Annotated in this window: 16 protein-coding genes, 1 tRNA gene and 1 pseudogene; 13 read left to right on the top strand and 5 right to left on the bottom strand. The window is 62.4% G+C overall.

Annotated features, from left to right (window positions below; all coding sequences use genetic code 11):
* Window positions 1-13 precede the first annotated feature (13 nt).
* Window positions 14-1,516 (bottom strand): IMP dehydrogenase, encoded by a 1,503-nt coding sequence (guaB, locus tag AC1DYC_RS03635; RefSeq protein WP_477307595.1) that lies wholly within the window; start codon window positions 1,514-1,516, stop codon window positions 14-16.
* Here guaB and AC1DYC_RS03630 point away from each other — a divergent pair.
* On the top strand, window positions 1,503-1,727 hold the full coding sequence (locus AC1DYC_RS03630; RefSeq protein ID WP_436259577.1) for a hypothetical protein: 225 nt from the start codon (window positions 1,503-1,505) through the stop codon (window positions 1,725-1,727). The genes guaB and AC1DYC_RS03630 overlap by 14 nt on opposite strands.
* A gap of 102 nt (window positions 1,728-1,829) precedes the next feature.
* Window positions 1,830-3,251 (top strand): MFS transporter, encoded by a 1,422-nt coding sequence (locus AC1DYC_RS03625; RefSeq protein ID WP_477404051.1) that lies wholly within the window; start codon window positions 1,830-1,832, stop codon window positions 3,249-3,251.
* Between the two features lie 180 nt (window positions 3,252-3,431).
* Here the strand turns inward: AC1DYC_RS03625 and AC1DYC_RS03620 are convergent, their stop codons facing one another.
* Together AC1DYC_RS03620 and AC1DYC_RS03615 are read right to left on the bottom strand one after the other, a co-directional pair.
* Window positions 3,432-4,145 carry an RlmE family RNA methyltransferase gene (locus tag AC1DYC_RS03620; RefSeq protein ID WP_477404049.1) on the bottom strand — a complete coding sequence of 238 codons (714 nt, stop codon included), beginning with the start codon at window positions 4,143-4,145 and terminating at the stop codon, window positions 3,432-3,434.
* Window positions 4,142-5,488: a Ppx/GppA phosphatase family protein gene (locus AC1DYC_RS03615; protein WP_477404047.1), complete on the bottom strand. Its 1,347-nt coding sequence runs from the start codon at window positions 5,486-5,488 to the stop codon at window positions 4,142-4,144. The genes AC1DYC_RS03620 and AC1DYC_RS03615 overlap by 4 nt, the downstream gene beginning before the upstream one ends.
* 278 nt (window positions 5,489-5,766) lie before the next feature.
* Between AC1DYC_RS03615 and AC1DYC_RS03610 the strand changes: the two genes are divergently transcribed.
* From AC1DYC_RS03610 to AC1DYC_RS03600, 3 genes are all read left to right on the top strand, one after another.
* Complete coding sequence (locus AC1DYC_RS03610) at window positions 5,767-6,699, top strand: lysylphosphatidylglycerol synthase domain-containing protein (RefSeq protein ID WP_477304364.1); 933 nt, start codon at window positions 5,767-5,769, stop codon at window positions 6,697-6,699.
* Between the two features lie 134 nt (window positions 6,700-6,833).
* Window positions 6,834-6,907, top strand: a tRNA-Gln gene (locus tag AC1DYC_RS03605).
* A 1,025-nt stretch (window positions 6,908-7,932) separates the two neighbouring features.
* Window positions 7,933-8,463: a DnaJ domain-containing protein gene (locus AC1DYC_RS03600; RefSeq protein WP_477404045.1), complete on the top strand. Its 531-nt coding sequence runs from the start codon at window positions 7,933-7,935 to the stop codon at window positions 8,461-8,463.
* A gap of 65 nt (window positions 8,464-8,528) precedes the next feature.
* Here AC1DYC_RS03600 and AC1DYC_RS03595 read toward each other — a convergent pair whose 3' ends face one another.
* Entirely contained in the window at window positions 8,529-9,686 is a 1,158-nt protein-coding gene (locus AC1DYC_RS03595; RefSeq protein WP_477404043.1) for a hypothetical protein, read from the bottom strand.
* A 181-nt stretch (window positions 9,687-9,867) separates the two neighbouring features.
* Here AC1DYC_RS03595 and AC1DYC_RS03590 point away from each other — a divergent pair, with 181 nt between their 5' ends.
* The 7 genes from AC1DYC_RS03590 to AC1DYC_RS03560 all read left to right on the top strand — a co-directional run bounded on the left by AC1DYC_RS03590 (window position 9,868) and on the right by AC1DYC_RS03560 (window position 18,916).
* A complete protein-coding gene (locus AC1DYC_RS03590) occupies window positions 9,868-10,518 on the top strand; it encodes a hypothetical protein (RefSeq protein ID WP_477404042.1) in 651 nt (216 codons plus the stop codon).
* A gap of 73 nt (window positions 10,519-10,591) precedes the next feature.
* Complete coding sequence (locus AC1DYC_RS03585; RefSeq protein WP_477404040.1) at window positions 10,592-10,888, top strand: hypothetical protein; 297 nt, start codon at window positions 10,592-10,594, stop codon at window positions 10,886-10,888.
* A 245-nt stretch (window positions 10,889-11,133) separates the two neighbouring features.
* Complete coding sequence (locus AC1DYC_RS03580; RefSeq protein WP_477404038.1) at window positions 11,134-11,676, top strand: hypothetical protein; 543 nt, start codon at window positions 11,134-11,136, stop codon at window positions 11,674-11,676.
* Between the two features lie 341 nt (window positions 11,677-12,017).
* Complete coding sequence (locus AC1DYC_RS03575; RefSeq protein ID WP_477404036.1) at window positions 12,018-15,362, top strand: M10 family metallopeptidase C-terminal domain-containing protein; 3,345 nt, start codon at window positions 12,018-12,020, stop codon at window positions 15,360-15,362.
* 83 nt (window positions 15,363-15,445) lie between these two features.
* Window positions 15,446-15,838 (top strand): hypothetical protein, encoded by a 393-nt coding sequence (locus tag AC1DYC_RS03570; protein ID WP_477404034.1) that lies wholly within the window; start codon window positions 15,446-15,448, stop codon window positions 15,836-15,838.
* Between the two features lie 34 nt (window positions 15,839-15,872).
* Window positions 15,873-17,609, top strand: coding sequence for a type I secretion system permease/ATPase (locus AC1DYC_RS03565; protein ID WP_477404032.1), 1,737 nt, complete (start codon window positions 15,873-15,875; stop codon window positions 17,607-17,609).
* Entirely contained in the window at window positions 17,606-18,916 is a 1,311-nt protein-coding gene (locus AC1DYC_RS03560; RefSeq protein WP_477404030.1) for an HlyD family type I secretion periplasmic adaptor subunit, read from the top strand. The genes AC1DYC_RS03565 and AC1DYC_RS03560 overlap by 4 nt, the downstream gene beginning before the upstream one ends.
* Window positions 18,917-18,979: 63 nt before the next feature.
* On the opposite strand, the pseudogene AC1DYC_RS03555 reads toward AC1DYC_RS03560, so the two are convergent.
* Window positions 18,980-19,232, bottom strand: a pseudogene (locus AC1DYC_RS03555) (aldehyde dehydrogenase family protein); the annotation flags it as partial.
* A 157-nt stretch (window positions 19,233-19,389) separates the two neighbouring features.
* Between AC1DYC_RS03555 and AC1DYC_RS03550 the strand changes: the two are divergent.
* The gene (locus tag AC1DYC_RS03550) at window positions 19,390-19,653 is read left to right on the top strand and encodes a hypothetical protein (protein WP_192253083.1); all 264 of its coding nucleotides are present in this window, start codon (window positions 19,390-19,392) and stop codon (window positions 19,651-19,653) included.
* Window positions 19,654-19,692 lie beyond the last annotated feature (39 nt).

Here is a 19,692-nt window from a genome sequence, read left to right as displayed (position 1 = left end):
CTCCGGCTGCTGGTCAGGCTCCGCCGGGATAGTTCGGGCTTTCGCGGGTAATCGTGACGTCATGGGCGTGGCTTTCACGAAGTCCGGCGTTGGATATGCGCACAAAGGTGGCGCGCTCGCGGAAATCGGCAAGATCGCGGCCACCGACATAACCCATAGCGGCTTTTAGCCCGCCTGCAAGCTGGTGCAACACGCCAGACACAGGTCCTTTGTAGGGCACCTGCCCTTCAATGCCTTCCGGGACCAGTTTCAGCGTGTCGCGCACTTCGGCCTGGAAGTAGCGATCGGCCGAACCGCGCGCCATGGCGCCGACCGAACCCATGCCGCGATAGGCCTTGAAGGAGCGGCCCTGGTGCAAATAGACCTCGCCCGGGCTTTCGTCGGTGCCGGCGAGCAGCGAGCCGATCATGGCCGCACTGGCGCCGGCGGCGAGCGCCTTGGCCAGGTCGCCCGAATATTTGATGCCGCCATCGGCGATGACCGACACACCGGATTTGTGCGCCGTCTCGACCGCCGACATGATCGCCGAAAGCTGCGGCACGCCGACGCCGGCGACAATGCGGGTGGTGCAGATCGAACCCGGGCCGATGCCGACCTTCACGGCGTCGGCGCCGGCATCGATCAGCGCCTGCGTGCCTTCGGCGGTGGCGACGTTGCCGGCCAGGATGCGCACGGAGTTGGAAAGCTTCTTGGCCCGGGTCACGGCATCGAGCACACGCTGTGAATGGCCATGCGCGGTGTCGATGACCAGGAGATCGACGCCGGCGTCGATCAGCCGCTCGGCGCGCTCGAAGCCGTCATCGCCGACGCTGGTGGCGGCGGCGGCGCGCAGCCGGCCCTGCGCATCCTTGGTGGCGTGCGGGTTGAGCTGCGACTTCTCGATGTCCTTGACGGTGATCAGGCCGACGCAATTGCCCTTCTTGTCGACGACGACGAGCTTTTCGATGCGGTGCTGGTGCAGCAGCCGCTTGGCCTCGTCCTGATCGACATTCTCCTTGACCGTGATCAGGTTCTCACGGGTCATCAACTCATAAACCTTCTGCGAAGGATCCGAGGCGAAGCGGACGTCGCGGTTGGTCAGGATGCCGACCAGGCGGCCGATCTTCTGGCCGCCGGTGCCGCCATTCTCGACCACCGGAATGCCCGAAATGGAATAGGTGCGCATCAGCGCCAGTGCGTCGGCCAGCGTGGCGTCGGGACCGATGGTGACCGGGTTGATGACCATGCCGGATTCGAATTTCTTGACCTGGCGCACCTGCTCGGCCTGTTCTGCCGGCGAGAAATTGCGGTGGATGACGCCGATGCCGCCGGCCTGCGCCATGGCGATGGCAAGCCGTGCCTCCGTGACGGTGTCCATGGCGGCCGAGAGGATCGGCACGTTGAGGTCGATGTCGGTGGCGATGCGAGTTCGGATGTCGGTCTCGCCGGGCATGACCTCGGAATGACCGGGCTGCAACAGCACGTCGTCAAAGGTCAGCGCCAGCGCGCCGGTGGACGTTTCGATGATTTTTGCCATGGCCAGTCCTTCGAATACGAAAAAGCGCTGGGAGAATACAAAAAAGCGCTGGACCGCAATGGACAGCGCCGACTCGTTTCTTCCCTTTCAGGATTGGCGCTGGCTGGTAACACGTCACGGTGACGTTGAAAAGACGATGATTGCATGTCACCGCAAAGTGTTGGGGTTGCCCCGACAGCCGCCACCAAGGGTTGCGGTCGCACAAAAGTGACAGCAAATTAATGCGACATCCGGCCGAAGGCGTGATAACCGCCCTTTCGTATCGCTTGCCCCCCGGGCGACGCACGATTTTTGACCAGTTCGGACGCGTTCGTTGAACCGCATCATTCCGCTCATCCTGGCGGTCGCTTTGTTCATGGAAAACATGGATTCGACCGTCATTGCGACATCGCTGCCGGCGATCGCCGTCGACATCCACACCAGCCCGATCGCGCTAAAGCTGGCGCTGACCGCCTATCTGGTGTCGCTGGCGATCTTCATCCCGATCAGCGGCTGGATGGCCGACCGGTTCGGCGCCAAGAACGTGTTTCGCGCCGCGATCGGCGTCTTCATCCTGGGCTCGGTCGCCTGCGCCATCTCCAATTCGCTGCCGGCCTTTGTCGTCTCGCGCTTCCTGCAAGGCATAGGCGGCGCCATGATGACGCCGGTCGGCCGGCTGGTGCTGGTGCGCGCGACGCCGAAGAGCGAGCTCGTCGCCGCCATGTCCTGGCTGACGGTGCCGGCGCTGGTCGGGCCGCTTGTGGGGCCACCGATCGGCGGTTTCATCACCACCTATTTCACCTGGCACTGGATTTTCCTGATCAACGTGCCGATCGGCCTGATCGGGATCTGGCTGGCGACGCGCTTCCTGCCGCAGACGGACTCGATGGAAACACCGCCACTCGATTTCGTCGGCTTCGTGCTAAGCGGGCTGGCGGCCTCCGGCGTCGTCTTCGGCCTGTCGGTGGTCTCGCTGCCCTATCTGCCGCCGGCGATCGGCTTCATCACCGTGGCGGTCGGCCTGCTCTCAGGCGTGCTCTACCTCCTGCATGCGCGGCGCGCCAAAAATCCGCTGCTGGCGCTGGAACTGTTCCGCAACCAGGTGTTCCGCTCCTCGGTGCTCGGTGGTTCGCTGTTTCGCATCGGCATCGGCGCGGTGCCGTTCCTGTTGCCGCTGATGTTCCAGATCGGCTTCGGGCTGACGCCGTTCCAGTCGGGCATGATCACCTTCGTCTCGGCCATCGGCGCCATCGGCATGAAGTTCGTGACCGCGCTGATCTTCCGCCTCGCCGGCTTCCGCCGGGTGCTGATCTGGGGCTCGCTGATCGCCGCCGCATCGATCGCCATCTACGGCCTGTTCACGCCGGAGACGCCCTATGCGCTGATGTTGGCCATATTGCTGGTCGGCGGCTTCATCCGCTCAATGTTCTTCACCGGCGTCAACGCGCTGTCCTATGCCGAGGTGTCGGCTGAAGACACCAGCAAGGCAACGCCGATCACGGCGGTATTCCAGCAGCTGTCGATCGCGCTCGGCGTGGCGCTGGCCGGCGGCATCCTGGAAGTCTCGACCTCGATCCATGGCGGCCCGCTGGTGCTCGGCGATTTCCACATCGCGTTTTTCATCGTCGCGGCGGTCTCCGCAGCGGCGTCAATATCGTTCATGCGGCTGGCGCCGGATGCCGGCAACGCGGTGTCGGGACATGGCCGGCTGACGACGCCGAAGACGCTGGAGCCGGTGAGTACAGCTGGGAAGTAGGGGCGGCCTTCCCTTCTCCCCTTGTGGGAGAAGGTGGATCGGCGCGCAGCGCCGAGACGGATGAGGGGTGCTGGAAGAAATGAGGCGGTGGCGATTCAAACGTATCGCCAAGCTGGAACACCCCTCATCCGACCTCGCTTCGCGAGGCCACCTTCTCCCACAAGGGGAGAAGGAAAGGCGCTACTCGCCGCCCGTCTCTCTGCCTTTAAAATCCTTCGCCAGCAGATACAGCTCCACCGACTCATCCCGCGACGCCGGCGGTTTGACGTGATGCACCGAGCGGAAATTCTTCTTGAGCATGGAGAGCAGCTCGTTTTCCGCGCCGCCTTGAAAGGTCTTGGCCAAGAAGTGCCCGCCCGGCTTCAGGACCGACAGCGCGAAATCGGCGGCCACTTCGCACAGATGCATGGTGCGGATATGGTCGGTTCGCTTGTGGCCGGTGGTTGGCGCGGCCATGTCGGACAGCACGACATCGGGGTCGCCACCCAACGCTTCGGCGAGCTTTTGCGGCGCCTCGGGATCGAGGAAATCCATCAGCAGCACCGGCGCCCCAGGCACCGCATCCATTTCGAGATAGTCGATGCCGATGACATGCGGGTTTTCCGCGGTGGACTTGGTCCGGGCCGCCGCAACCTGGCACCAGCCGCCGGGAGCCGCGCCGAGGTCGATGACCTTCATGCCGGGCTTCAGAAGATGATGCTTGTCGTCGATCTCGATCAGCTTGTAGGCCGCGCGCGAGCGGTAGCCGTCGGCCTTGGAGCGCTGGACGTAGGGGTCGTTGATGTGGCGCTGCAGCCAGCGGCGCGACGATTCCTTCAGGCCGCTCTTTTTCTTGATCCGCGTCTTCAGCACGCGGATGCTTGCCGAGCCCGGCTTTTCCGGTTTCTTAGTCACTGTCGGCCTCGCCCGCTGTTGCGCCAGACGCCGTCATCGGCCATCAGCTCGCTCAAAATACCTTCGCGCAGGCCGCGGTCGGCGACGCGCAGCCGCTCCGACGGCCATACCGCGCGGATGGCTTCGAGGATAGCACAGCCTGCCAGCACCAGGTCGGCGCGGTCCGCGCCGATGCACGGGTTGGCGCAGCGCTGCTGGAAATCCCAGCCGACCAGCCTTTCGACCATGCGGTCGACGCTGTCGCGGTCCATCCACAAACCGTCGACACGGCGGCGGTCGTATCGTTCGAGGTCGAGATGGACGCCGGCCAGCGTCGTCACCGTTCCGGAGGTTCCGAGCAGGTGGAATTTTGGGCTGGCGAGCACATGGCTCAGCCGGTCGCGGCCGTCGAAGGACCTCAGCCGCACCGCGACGTCCTCGACCATGGCGGCAAAGATTTCGCGCGTCACCGTGCGGCCGCCAAAACGCTCGGCGAGCGAGACGACGCCAACCGGCAGCGAGGTCCACGACACGATGTGGTTGGCCAGCCGCGGCGAGCGCTGGCCGGTGAGGTCGATCAGCGCGATTTCGGACGAGCCGCCGCCAATGTCGAACAGCACCACGCCTTGGGTGTCACGCTCGACCAGCGAGCCGCAGCCCGACACCGCAAGGCGGGCCTCGGTCTGGCGGTCGATGATCTCGAGTTTCAGTCCCGCCTCGCGCTCGACACGCTCAAGGAATTCGACGCCATTGTCGGCGGTGCGGCAGGCCTCTGTGGCGATCAGTCGGGCCTTCCTGATCTTGCGGTTGCGCAATTTGTCGCCACAGATTTTCAGCGCCTCGACGGCGCGGTCCATCGCCGCCTGGCTCAGGCGGCCATTGGCGGTCAGCCCCTCGCCCAGCCTGACGATGCGCGAGAAGGCGTCGATGACGCGGAACTGGCCATGGCGCTGCGGCACCGCGACCAGGAGACGGCAGTTGTTGGTGCCGAGATCGAGCGCGGCAAACACCGGCAGTTCCTGCATCGGCGGCGGCCGATGCATTGGCTGTTCCAGCCTTGGCTGCGGAACCGGAGGGGCGACTACGGGGCTCGGGGCAGCGGTGTTGATGGGCGGCGGGCCGGCTGCAACGAGATGGGCTGATACCGCCAGCTCATCGCGTGCAAAAACCTTGCGTCCGCGTCGGCGCTTGCGCCGCTTTCTCGCTTTGCCGCGCTGATGCTGGGCGTCGCCGGCCTGTCCGTCACCGGACTGAGGCCCCGCCTGGCGGGGCCGCCCGGCGGATGGGCTTGGCCCGCCTGATGGCGGCGAAGCCCTGGACACGCCCACTTCCGGCGCGCCTGCGCCGGTGTCGTGGTCTTCCACTTCGGGTCCTTCCGGCGCCGCGCGAACCGGAAACCGGACGCAGCAGGCACCTAAATGTTTTAAGTTGCCACCAGAGTAGCAGTGCGGGACCGGATCACCAAGAGCAGAGCGGCAAATTTTGCCGCCATCATGCAGCGGCAATGCTTGTCGGTTGGAATAGCGGGGTATGTCCGGTTGAATAGCCGGCTTCAATGAGGCATTTCTGAAATAATGTTGGTGAATCGCGGATTTTTTCGCACCGGCCTGGGCGATGGGCAGCAACGCATGACGAGAACTCCATGAACTGGAGGCGCTATCTGTGGCCGGTCATCGGCATTGCGGCGGTCATCGTTTCGCTGCTGTTGCTGTGGCATGAGCTGCGCGGCATCTCGCTCGACGATGTCTGGGACGGCATCGTCGCCATCCCCACCCGCGGCTGGGTGCTGGCGGCGCTGAGTTCGGTCGTCGCCTACGCTTCGCTCGCCGGCTACGACCACATCGCGCTGCTGCATATCGGCAAAAAAGTGTCGTGGCTGTTCGTCACCTTCTGCTCCTTCACCACCTACGCGCTGTCGCACAACATCGGCGGTTCGGTGTTTTCGGGTGCCGTCATCCGCTACCGCGCCTATGGCACCAGGGGGCTCACCGGCCAGGATGTCGGCATCCTGGTGGCGATCTGCTGGATCACCTTCGTGCTCTCCAGCATTCTGGTCGGCGGCCTGGTGCTGGTGTTCGAACCAGAAATCATCGACCGCTTCTCCGGCGCACCCCACCACGGTCTGGCGATCGCCGCCGGCCTCGCTTTGCTCATTCTGGTCGGCGCCTACATCTTCGGCAGCTGGCTGCATCTGAAACCGCTGAAAATCGCCGGCTTTCAGCTGCACTATCCGGCGCTGCCGATCGTGGCGCGGCAATTGCTGATCGGCCCGATCGAACTTCTGGCGGCGGCGGCGATCATCTTCTTTGCCCTGCCCGTGGCCGGCAATCCCGGCTACTTCGTCATCCTGGGCGTGTTCCTGGTGTCGTTCTCGGTGGCGCAGATTTCGCATGCGCCGGGCGGGCTCGGCGTGTTCGAGGTGGTGTTCCTCGCCGGCCTGTCGCAAATGGACCCGGTCGGCGTGCTGGCGGCACTTCTGGTGTTTCGCCTGTTCTACCTGATCATCCCGCTGCTGATCGCGCTGGGCGTGGTGCTGTTTTTCGAGCATTCGCAATACAGCCGCGGCGAGACATAGAGTCCTGCCCGCGTGCATCGACGGAACAAAACAAAGGCCACGATTGAAACGCAACGCAGGCTTGACTATTTTCCGGCGGCGGCTACAAGGCACGCGCGGCTGCTTCGGCGGCCCACCAGCGCGACAGCGCCTGCTGGGGAATAGGTTAACGGTAGACCCACGGACTCTGACTCCGTTAGTCCTGGTTCGAATCCAGGTTCCCCAGCCAAACGCAATCAATCACTTAGATACCAAATCCGCTCCAACCATGTTGTTGGCCCCCGAAATGCGTAGCAACATAAGCCTTTGATATGTAAGGCGTGGTAACGAGTCGGAGGCTGCGAATAGCCATCCTGGACCACCGCCTGTTCCAGCGCGTCGGCTTAGGCCTTGTCTTCTTTGGTCGTCAGGATCGTGCGCCAATGCGGTTTGTCGAAGACGCTGACCATGTAGATGGTTCGCGCCGGCTCAGGCTCGGCTGGCATACTTCACCTTGCCCCACTGACTGCATTGGGGACACAAAGGATGGAGATAGGCCAACTTGTCGCCCGGAATATTTCCCGAACTGGTGATCGTCAGGCTGACGCCCTCGAAACCCTCCAAGCTGTAGGATTCCCAGGTGCCGCTGAGGGGCTGATTGTCTTCTCGTAGTTTCAGATATCCGGTGCGACCGCATTCGCAAACCAGCTTTTCCCGCAATACAGTTGAGAGCACTTAGGATAGCCTTCCAACGATGCGGCGAACAGCCCCGATGCTACCGTGGACATTTGGTATTCGGGTTTCCCGCAACGCCCAAGCTACAGGCGTATTAGCGATAGCTCAACTAAGACTGAAGTCCCCTAAACCCTCTCTCGAAGGTCGGCGTCCACTCGCGATTGCTCTTGGCCTCGATGCCCTCGTAATCAGGAACCACCGCGAAAACCACCGCCGGCGATCCCTGCCCTCAGTCTTGCAATCCGAGCAGCCGAACAGCCCGACCCGATTCTGATGCATCGAACCCGTGGTTAGGCCCGAGCCGGTCGATCAGCGCCTGAGTGTCGAGGTTTGTCGACTTGCAGCACATCGGATGCCCGCAGCGTTTGTTGCTTTCCGGTATTCGGCAGGGCGGACCAAAGTCCGGCTTGTGACTGGGCTCAAGCAAGCGCAACATTGGCAACATTGGTGGAAATCCGACGGTTGAGGGCCTGGATCGCAACAGATAAGGGCGGCCCAGGCTCTCGGTTTTTCGGGGGCGATGTTTGAGGGAGCAGCGCATTGTTCGTCGATTACTACGAACTCTTGGAGATCAGCCCAAACGCCAACTCGGAGACGCTGGAGCGAATATTTCGCTATTTTGCGATGCGCTATCATCCCGACAATCAGCAAACCGGAAATGAAGCCCGCTTCAGTGAAGTCGTCGAAGCACACAACGTCCTGAAAGATCCGGTCAAGCGCGCGCAATACGACATCTCCTATCGAGAGCATGCCGGTGCGCACCTTCAATTGGTCGCGGAAGCAAGTGACGCCAAAGGCGTTCAGAAGGACGCTGTGGTCCAGGCGAAACTGCTCGCTCTGCTCTATGTGAAGCGCCGCCAGGATGTCAGCAACCCCGGCATTGGCGACGTCGAAATCGAACGCTTGTTAGGCTGTCCGCGAGAGCATCTCGAATTCCATCTCTGGTACATGAAGGCGAAGGGGTGGATCGCAAGAATTGAGAACGGGACAATCGCGATCACGGTTGAGGGCGTCGACCGCGCCGATTCCGAACTGCGTCGCGATACCAGCGTTCGGCTCCTGGGACACTGAGCCGTGACCTGGGCTACTTGCAGGTGCGACTCTCAAAACCCTGACGCCAGCGCGTTTGGTGGCTATTATGCGTCCGCGCATACGCCGAGATCGCAAAGCCTGGCGTCGGCCTCCTCGACGCTCATTTCCACCGGCCAGATCGCCCTGTATTCGACCGGCTTGTCCTGCCAGTCCTTCGACGTGAACGTCCGTCCGGCGAGCTTGAAGATGGCTCGAACCGCTACGCCTGACACGTGCGGCATGTCCGTCGAGCAGATGGCGAACGCGGTGTAGGCCGGCGTCAGCCCGCTGCGGGCCGCATCGCGCTCGACATCGCTGCGGCAGCGCGTCACGCCGATCCCGGAAAAATCGCCACGGCGCAGGATAACCACGCCCTTGCCGGGGAGGCGTGCATAGACGCCCGTCTGGTCGAACGCCTGGCTCAGATAATAACTGCCGGTATCCCCGTTGAAATCGGGAAAGGTGATCCAGGCGTGCAGATATTGCCAGAAATAGACCATGGTCACGGCTGCGACGGTCAGCGCGGCGGCACCGGCGCGCTGCTGCGACCGTGTCGGCTTCCAGCCGAAAATCCAGCCGCGCTCGCCGACCACACGCGGTGTCGCCAGCAGCGGCGCGGACGGGTTGTGGCTGAACACGCGCCAGCGCGTTTCTATTTCCCGCCACAACTCGTCGGCGGCTACGGACAGCAGGTCGTGGTGGAAGGCGACTTGCACCATCTCGCCCCTGGGAACGAAGTGGACGTCCCATCCGGGACCCCGCCCCCACCACGATTTGACCGGATTGTTGGCGTCGAAAAATTCCCGCGACACAAGCGCGGCCGTCACGTCACGGAAGACATGACCCTTCGCCCCCCTGATGTCGATCAGTTCGAGACCGTGGATCTCGCTCCACGGAATGCGGAGTTCCTTGTTCTTCGCGATACGCAAGAGGATGCCGGCGGGAGACAGCTCGAGCATAGGCTTTCGCGGGCTGTTGCGACGATGAAAGGCAAAACCGATGTAGACGAGGCTGGCAAACATCACGAACGAGGCGATCACCCTCGCCTGGTTGTCGTCGCTGCTGTCGCCGCCGCGCGCAAGAAACAGGACCAGGATGGCAAGAGCCATGAACCCCAGCGCCCAGGGGATCTTCTTGAACAGATATTTTTCGATGCCGAAGACCCGCGTCGCGGTGGCGTCGACCTCTTTGCTGTTCGCGCTGGCGTCGTTCATGGTCGCCATCAAGGCTGTTCCTGCCCGATACTACAGCACCGGGCGAAATGCTGCGTCAATGAGGTGTGTCACAGAACGAGCAGCCACAAACCGGCCGCTCGTGCGAGATTCCCGGAGCGAAAAAGATTGATGACGGCTGGTTTGTGCTACTGGCTAAGCTTCGTCAAAGGTTCCTGAACAATGCCGCGTCATGCCCACCGATAGCCAGTTCATTCTCGAAAGCATCCGCCAAGGCTGCGTGACGCTTTCCGAGGACGAGTTCGTCATCGACCGGCTGGTGAAGTATGTCGGCAATGGCAGGATACGGTGGCATGTCGAATTGCGTGGACATCGCATCGAGCTGACGACCGGCCAGATCAAGAAGCAGCCGACCTTCCGCAGGAAAATTCTCGAACAGGCCGGTGTGCTGCCGCCGCAGCGTGCCGGGGCGGACTACAGGCGATGGGCGCTTGATCTCCGGAGGAACGCAATCGAGCTTCCCTGGCGCGACAGGCCGGTCGATGCCGGTTTTTCCATCGACAGGCTCACCAGCCACGGCGATGGGCGCTGGACGGTTGAATACCAGGGCAAGGCCATCAAGTTCACAACGACCAAACTGCGCCGGCAGCTCAGTTTTCGCAAACGCATGCTGGCCAAGGCCAAGGTGCTGCCGCCCGAGTTGGCCCCGGCTGCCTACCGCAAGTGGATGGACTGGCTCATTCAAAACGCCACCGAGGCAGTTCCTGTGGCCGGCGAAGCCACGTTGACAGAGAAGAGCTGGCTTGACGACCTGCCGGAGCTGGCCGGGTGGCAAGATGAAGCGCCCTCCCGACGGACAGACCAAGGCGATGACAGTCAATAAAGATTTATCCGCATTTTAACTAATGTAGGCAATGCTCACAGGCGGTGTTCTCCCGACTGATGGGCAGAGTGGAATGACCGACCTTGTGGATGAGGATGAGCCTCCGGCGCCCAGCCGATCCGGCCGCTGGCGCGCAATAGCTTTGACGACACTGCATATCGTCCCGCCGGTCATTTCGGTGGGATGCGCCATCGTGGCCGGCTATTTCGCCTTTGCGACTGCCAGCAAAAAACCGCCCGCGGACATGGCGGCTTTGGCTGTGTCGATCATGAAATCGGGCGATGCTTCACCGGAACTGCGTGATTGGGCAGCGGATGTTCTGGGGATACAGACCGACATCGGCATGCCTGTCAAAACCGCCCAGCAATAACCGCCTAGCCTGATTTCCCTGCCGCAGGAATTTGGTCACCGGCCCAAGTCGGGCGGCCGGCGCCGCTCATCAAGAGATTGCCCGAGTAGGCGCCGGCCAGGCGGGCATTGGGGTACCCGCCGACGCTACATTAGCACCAGCGCATGGATCTGAAATGGCGCGAACGCGGAAGGCAGGCAGCCGCGGCACTACAGCAATTTTTCCCAAGACCGGGGATCCGCAACGCTGCCATGGGTTGTGGGCCAATGTTCGAGCGTTTGCGCGGCCTGCCCCTGGAGACCATGATGACGACTTTTCTCACCGCTCTCGGATCTGAAGGTCCCCCGGCCGACCGGGCGAAAGACATGGACCTCTATAGATGGTTGATTGGCAGTTGGGACATGGAGACGGTCCACCACCGCGACGACGGCACAAGTCAGAAGTGGGATGGTGAGTGTCACTTCGGCTGGGTGCTCGAAGGCCGCGCCATTCAGGACATCTGGATCAGGCCCAGGCGCCCTGCCCCGTCTACCATGTATGGCACGACCTTGCGCGTCTTCGATCCCGGGATCGGTGGCTGGCACATCATCTGGAGCGATCCGCTCAACCAGGACTATTCGCGCCAGATCGGCCGGGCCGAGGGCAAGGACATTGTCCAGATCGGCGCCGACTCGCGCGGCCTGCAGGCCCGGTGGCGGTTCACCGAGATCACCGCCGACAGCTTTCACTGGATCGGCGAGGAGCGAGCGGCCGCAAGCGACCCCTGGCGGGTGACCTATGAACATTTCGCGCGCCGGACGAGTTCCTGAAGCACGCCTGCGCATTTGATTCCAGCCTCCGGTATCAGCCGGGCATCTGGTGTCCCAGCACCTTGGGCTTGCAAGCTGGCTGAGGTCGGCGAGGTACGACCATAGATTAGCGTTAGCTTAATCAACACCAAACGAGTATCTCAAAAACCGGCGGACAAGCGCGCGCAAGCATCTCTCATGTAACGAGCGCGAATAGCGGGTAGACAAGCGAAGATTCCAATTGCATTGTTGGCGTTGGGACGGGGCTCGACCGACAAGCGCTAACGATGCTTGTCGGTGGTTGGCAACAGCTAAACCGTACAGCCGCAATTGCCGCGGTTGCGAGACAAGGAGTCCCAAGGATGCCGAACCCGAACCAGACCAGCGATCAATGGTGGGTCAACGACCAGACGCCGGATAACCCTTACGGCAAAAGCGAAGATTACGAGTCCTACCTCGACTACCTTGGGGCGCTGGACCGCTCGCTGACGCCGGCGATCGCGGCGGGAACGCTAAGGATCAATGTCTCCGAACTCAACGACCATCCCGAGTACAAGGCCGCCGCGATCGGCGCCTTGCAGATGTGGGCTCTTGTCACGCCTTTGAAGTTCGAAATCGTCGACAATGCACCCTACAACAGCGCAACGGACTGGATGCAGGTTGTCAGCCCAGAACTGGGCGAGCAGGACGACGGCAGCGCCTACTCCAACGACCGCTATGTCAGCATAGGTCAGCGCTTCCACGACACCGAGCACAACAAGACGGCCATTGGCGGTTATGTCTTCGATTCCTTCATCCATGAATTCGGCCACGAGTTCGGCCTGAACCATCCTGGCCTGTACAATTACAGCGGTCCCGGCGGCGTCCAGATCAACTATCTGAACAACGCGACCTGGACGTACGACCGTCAGCAATACAGCGTCATGTCCTATTTCGACGGGATCGATGTCGGTGAACCCACCCGCTGGTCGGCATCAACGCCGATGATGGCCGACATCGAAGCGGTCATCCGCCGCTTTTTCTCGACCGTCGACGCGAATGGTGATCGCACCTATCAGCATATCGACCTCAACACGGGCGACAATGTCTACGGCTTCGGCAGTACTGTGGATGGCTACCGGCTCAGCGCCTCGGGCATGCAGCACGACATCGGTTTTGTGATCCATGACACTGGCGGAACCGACACGATCGACTTCTCCGGCTCGACAGCGGGCACGATCCTCGACCTGCGCGCCGGACAATTCTCCAGCGTCAACGGCCATAGCAACAACGTTGCGATCTTCGCCGGGCACAACGCAGATGGGACCGATTATTACATCGAGAACGGCATCGGCAGCAGCTACAACGACATCCTGATCGGCAATGACGGAAACAACGTGCTGGATGGCCGCGGCGGCGGCGACCGCATGGCTGGCAATGGCGGCGACGACATCTATTTCGTCGACTCCCTCGACGACATCGTCCGCGAAGAAGCCAATGGCGGCAATGACACGGTCGTTCTGCTGAACCGGAACCTACATATCCGGAATATCGCCAACGTCGAACACATCATCTACGCCGACGAATCGACACTCCAGCCTGGAGGCGGTGGTACCGAAACCCCACCACCGATCATCGGCGACAACACGATGAGCAGCATCATCTTCGGCGACAATGGGAACAATACGCTCGACGGCGGCGCCGGCAACGACACGATCTTCGGTCAGGGCGGCGATGACCTCATCATCGGCGGCCGCGACTCGCTCGCCAGCCGCGACATCAACAACACCATCGATGTCGCCGATCTTCCAGACCAGACCGAGAGCGACGACGGCAATGACACGCTCTATGGCGGCGGCGGCAACGACACGATCCTCGGCGGCCAGGGCAACGATATTCTCGACGGCGGCGCCGGCGACGATACGCTGAGCGGCCAGGATGGCATCGATATATTCAGGGGCGGCGCGGGCATCGACACGGTCGACTACAGCAAGGAAAGCCCCTTCCAGCTGCTCGTCAACCTGGAGACGAACGTTGCCAATGGCGGCACCGCCACGGGCGACACTTTCTACAGCATCGAGAACCTGATCGGGTCCGATGACCGCATCGACCGCTTCATCGGTACGTCGGCGGCCAATCATTTCTGGGGCCGCGGCGGCGGCGACTATTTCAACGGCGGCGGCGGCAACGACATACTGGATGGCGGCAATGACGGCGACATCCTTTACGGTGAAGCCGGCAACGACACCATCATCGGCGGCGCCGGCCAGGACTATCTGGATGGCGGCGCCGGTATCGATACGGTCGTCTACGACGGCAGCTCCGCCGGTGTAACGATCGACCTCGCCAATGGCACGGCCAATGGCGGCGACGGCGATGGCCCGGTGCAGATCGTCGGGCGCGGCACCGTTATCCGGCACGACATCCTCGTCGGTTTCGAAAACGCCGTCGGCTCCTTCTTTGATGACCATCTCATCGGCAATGCCCAGGCCAACAAACTTTCCGGCGGCGCCGGTAACGACACGCTGACCGGCGGCGGCGGCGCCGACATATTGAATGGCGGTGCCGGGAGCGATACGGCCGACTATGCCGACGCGACCAGCGGGCTCAGCCTCAAACTGGGTGGCGGCAAATCCGGCGGCGACACCTATATCTCGATCGAAAATCTGGCCGGTTCGGGCTTCAACGATCACCTCACGGGCGACGGCTCGGCCAATGTGCTGACCGGCCAGGGCGGCGCCGACAAGATCGACGGCGGCGGCGGCGATGACACCTTGCTCGGCGATTTCGCCTATCAGGGCGATGCTCCGCCGCGCCCGGGCATGGGCACCGGCTACGCCACGCTCGGACCCGATGCGACGAACAATTCGATCTCGACCGCCTTCGACATCTCGAACAACTTCTCGCTGGCCGCCGACCCCGACATCTTCGATTCGACGACCACCCTTCACACCACCGTCAACGCCACCGGAAACGGCCTCGGCGGATATTACAGCGTCAACCTGGCTGCCGGCACGATCATCACCATCGACATCGATGGCATTGCCGACCCCAATGTCCATGACAGCATCGTCAGGCTGCTGGACAGCGATGGCAATATCGTCGCCCAGAACGACGATGGCGGCGACGACCCCGGCTCCACAAACGGTCGGGATTCGAGCACGAGCTTCATCGTTCAGGAAACCGGAACCTACTATATTCTGGAAGGCGAATGGTCGGCCTCGGCTCCCGGCGATGGCTGGGTGGAATCCGTGCCGGAGGGCTCGACATACAAGCTGAACGTATCGGTCGAATTTCCGCCAGCACCCGCTCAGCCCGGCGTCGCGGGCGCCGATACGCTCAACGGCGGCGGCGGCAACGACCTTTTGGATGGCGGGCTCGCTGCCGACACGCTGACCGGCGGCGCCGGCCAGGACTATTTCCGCTTCTCGACAGAACTCGGGAACGGCAATATCGACTGGATCAAGGACTTCAAGGTCGCCGACGATACGATCCTGCTGGACAACCTCATCTTTGCCAGCGTTGGCGGCGACGGCGCTCTTGCCCTGGGCTCATTCTACAAGAGCGCAGCCGGTGCTGCTCATGATGCCGACGACCGCATCATATACGATACTGACAATGGAATATTGTCTTACGACGCCGATGGTTCCGGTCAGGGCGCAGCCATTCAATTTGCGCACCTGAACACAAATCTGGATCTTTCGGCTGCAGACTTCATTGTCATCTAACGCGCTACCGGGAGGGGGGCTTTCAGGCTCCCCTCCTGCCTCAGATCCGGCAGGGTGCCGCAGCGAAAAAGGGAGAGCAGGCGATGACCGACCGCCGTACAGTGTTGATGGCTGCCGGAGTTGCGGCTGTCGCCGCCGCCACCGGGGCAGCGGCTGCGCAATCGACTGATATTCACGGCGCAGTCACCTTCGTCGGCGGCAAGGCTATCCCGGAAGGTCATCTCGAGATCTATCTCGAGGACCCCGCCATTCAGGACAGTGCGCGCCGTCGCGCCGCCAAAACCAGCCTCAAAAGCGAGGGCGGCGCAAAGACGATAGAATTTTCCTTGCCCCTGCCCGCAAGCTCGACTGCTTCACCGACGCTGCAGATCGTTGCACGCCTGGAGCGTGCGGACGGCTGGCTGGTGGCGCGAGGCAGCGCCCAGTTCGAGGCGGGCTTGCCCGTCCATATCACACTCAAGGCCGTTACATATTAAGGGGCGAGATGCCACATCCTGATTGCGAGCCTGCATGCAGCTGACTCCGTCGCCGCCGCTTACGCTGGTCGGAATTCTGTCGTCCTTTCGACGGGCTTTCTCGGGCATTGTCTTGATGAGCGGGGTCGTCAACGTGCTGACCCTGACCGGCTCATTCTTCATGTTGCAGGTCTATGACCGGGTCGTTCCGGGTCGCAGCGTGCCGACGCTGGTCGGCCTGGCGGTGCTGGCGGCAACGCTGTTCGTGTTCCAGGGGGTGCTGGAGCTGATCCGCTCCCGCCTCATGGTGCGTCTGGGACAGGGGTTGGACGCAAAGCTGAGCCCGTCGGTCTATTCGGCGCTGATGCGCCTGCCGCTGCGCGCCAAGGCTTCGGGTGACGGACTGCAGCCGTTGCGGGACCTGGATCAGGTTCGCGCCTTTATCGGCAGTGCCGGACCGACCGCGCTGTTCGACCTGCCATGGATGCCGCTCTATATCGGCATCTGTTTCATCTTTCATTTCTGGATCGGCGTTACCGCGCTTGCCGGCGCCGTCGTGCTGTTTGCGCTGACGCTTCTGGCCGAATTCAGGACCCGCGGCCCGACAAGGACCGCCGGACAGCACGCAGCCGTCCGCAGCACGTTGGCCGAGGCGACAAGGCGCAATGCCGAAGCCATGCAGGCCATGGGTTTTGGCGGGCGTATCGCCGAGCGATGGCATGCCGTCAATGCCGAGTACCTGAATGCCCATGCGGCCGCCAGCGATGTGGCGGGAACGCTTGGCACGATTTCCAAGATCCTGCGGTTGATGCTGCAATCGGCCATGCTGGCGATCGGCGCTTATCTGGTCATCCAGCAAGAGGCGACAGGCGGCATCATGATCGCAAGCTCGATCATGATGGGCAGGGCGCTGGCTCCAATCGAACTGGCGATAGCGCATTGGAAGGGTTTCATTGCGGCGCGGCAGAGCTGGGCGCGCCTGAAGCAGCTGTTGTCCGATCTGCCGGAAGGCGCAACCGGCGTAACCCTGCCTGCGCCTGTCAGCGCGTTGGCGGTTGAGAATATCAGCGTCGCGCCGCCGGGCGAGCGCACGCCCGTGGTGTGGGATGCAACTTTCTCACTAGCCAGGGGATCGGGCCTGGGGGTCATCGGCCCGAGCGCTTCCGGTAAATCGTCGCTGGTGCGTGCGCTTGCGGGTGTCTGGCTGCCGGCGCGGGGCGCCGTGCGGCTGGACGGCGCGACGCTTGACCAATGGCCGACCGACGAGCTGGGCAAGCATATCGGCTATCTGCCGCAGGATGTGCAGTTGTTCGACGGAACCATTGCGCAGAACATCGCCCGCTTCGACCCGGATGCGTCATCCGACATGGTGCTTGCGGCGGCCAAGTCCGCCGGCGTGCATGATCTTGTCGTGCATCTGGCCGACGGCTACGACACCAGGGTTGGCGAAGCCGGCGCGTCGCTGTCGGCGGGACAACGGCAGCGCATTGCCCTTGCGCGCTCTCTCTATGGCGATCCGTTCATGGTCATCCTGGACGAGCCGAACTCCAATCTCGATGCAGACGGTGAAGTGGCCTTGTCCGCCGCGATCCAGGGCATTAGGGACCGCGGCGGCATCGTTATCGTCGTCGCACACCGCTCCACTGTGCTCGCCAATGTCGATACCGTGCTGGTGATGGCCAATGGGCATGTGCAGGCCTTCGGTCCGAAGGATGAGGTGCTGAACAAGGTTTTCCGAACGGCAGCACCGCTCAAGGTCGTCGCCGCCACGGAGAGAGGCGTTCCGGCATGAACGAGGACAGGAGCGCTTTGCATCACAAACAGGTCCACCGCTATCTCGTGGCCGGGGTTGCTACCTGTCTGCTGCTTGTCGGCGGTGTCGGCGGCCTGGCGGCAGTGACCAAAATGTCGGGTGCGGTGATCGCGGCTGGCCGGCTGGTGGTCGATTCCAACGTAAAGAAGGTTCAGCATCCGACCGGCGGCGTGGTCGGCGAGATCAGGGTGCGTGAAGGCGACCGTGTCAAGGCGGGCGATATTCTGGTGCGCCTGGATGAGACGACAACGCGCGCCAATTTGGCGATCGTCTCAAAAGGTCTGGATGAGTTTTATGCGCGGTTGGCGCGCCTGGAGGCGGAGCGTGACGGCAAGGACACGATCAGCTTCCCCGAGGTTTTGATATCGCGGCGCGACGAGGCCGGTGTCGCCGCATCGATGGCCGGAGAACAATCGCTGTTCGATTTCCGGCGCCAGGCGCGATCTGGCCAGCGATCGCAATTGCGCGAACGAATCGCACAGTTGACGCAGGAGACTGCCGGCCTGACCGAGCAGCTGCAGGCCAAACGCCGCGAGATCGAGCTGATCCAGATCGAGCTGGAAGGCGTGCGGTCGCTCTGGCATCGCAAGCTGATAGGAATCGAGCGTATGACGTCGCTCGAACGGGACGCGGTGCGGCTCGAAGGCGAGCACGGGCAGTTGACCGCGGGAATAGCCCAGGTGAAAGGCAAGGCGTCCGAGATCGAACTGCAGATCATCCAGATCGACCAGGATCTTCGCAGCGAGGTCGCGACCGATTTACGCGAAACGCAAGGAAAGATCTCCGAGTTCGTCGAACGCAAGGTAGCGGCCGAAGACCAGTTGAAGCGCATCGATCTGCGCAGCCCGCAGGATGGCGTGGTGCTGCAGTTGGCCGTGCATACGATCGGCGGGGTCATCACGCCCGGCGAACAGGTGATGCAGATCGTACCGGTGACGGACGACCTGACCGTTGAAGCGCATATTGCGCCGCAGGATATCGACCAGGTGACGATGGGCCAGAATGCGATTTTGCGCCTGTCGGCCTTCAATCGGCAAACCACGCCGGAACTGACCGGGACCCTGTCGCGGATCTCGGCGGATCTCACCACCGAGGAGCGCACCGGAGCAGCCTTCTATGTTGCGCGGGTGACGCTGCCGAAAACCGAGGTCGCCAAGCTGCACGGGCTGGCGCTGGCGCCGGGCATGCCGGCTGAAGTGTTCTTCCCGACCGGCGATCGGACGATGCTGTCCTATCTGGTGAAGCCGCTCTCGGATCAGATCCAGAAAGCTTTCCGGGAAGAATGAAGTCGTACCTTTGAGAGTTGAAGCATCGGGACCGGCTGGTAGCCGGTCCCGATGGGAGATGCCCTACTCCGCCGCCTCATAGCCCGCGATGCCCTTGATCTCGAGAAAATCCTCGAGCCCGTATTCGGCATATTCGCGGCCGTTGCCGGATTGCTTGTAGCCGCCGAAGGGCAGGCCGGCGTCCCACTGGGGATAGTTGATGTAGACATTGCCGGTGCGCATGCGGGCGGCGACTTCGCGGGCCTTCTGGATGTCCTTGGCCTTGGATGTAGGAGGCGAGGCCATAGAGGGTGTCGTTGGCGGTGCCGATCTGCTCGCAACGTCTCCGCGCTCAATCGGGTACGGCCATACATATTAGCATTCAATGATATATTAATAAGTATGATCGACCTTTGCGTATCGGGACCATTTCCCGATCGACGATCCGGCACTATTGGTGTGCCGCGACGCTCGACCGATGCGGAGCAAAACGCATGAGTGTCGAAACCGCGCTGGCGCAGCTATTGCGCATGATCCACGGTCGCGCCCTCAATCTGGCGGCGTTGCCTGATGATGAGAGAGTTACGCACTACGACAGCATCCGCCGGTCATGTTGCGGAGCCGCCGAGCATGTCGGCCAGAGTCCCGACGATGCAGCTATCACGGCAAACAGCATGGTCGAATTCACCCGCGCCATGGTTGGGATCATCGAGACAAACCGCGGCTATGACAAGCGGCGGTCCGTCTCCGGGCGGTGACCCGGTTGACGAGACCAGCGAGGGTGCGGCCGAGACCGC

This window comes from Mesorhizobium sp. P2_E7 (assembly GCF_056403855.1).
Note: the sequence above shows the minus strand (reverse complement) of the source record. Positions and strands in the feature narration are given on the sequence as shown.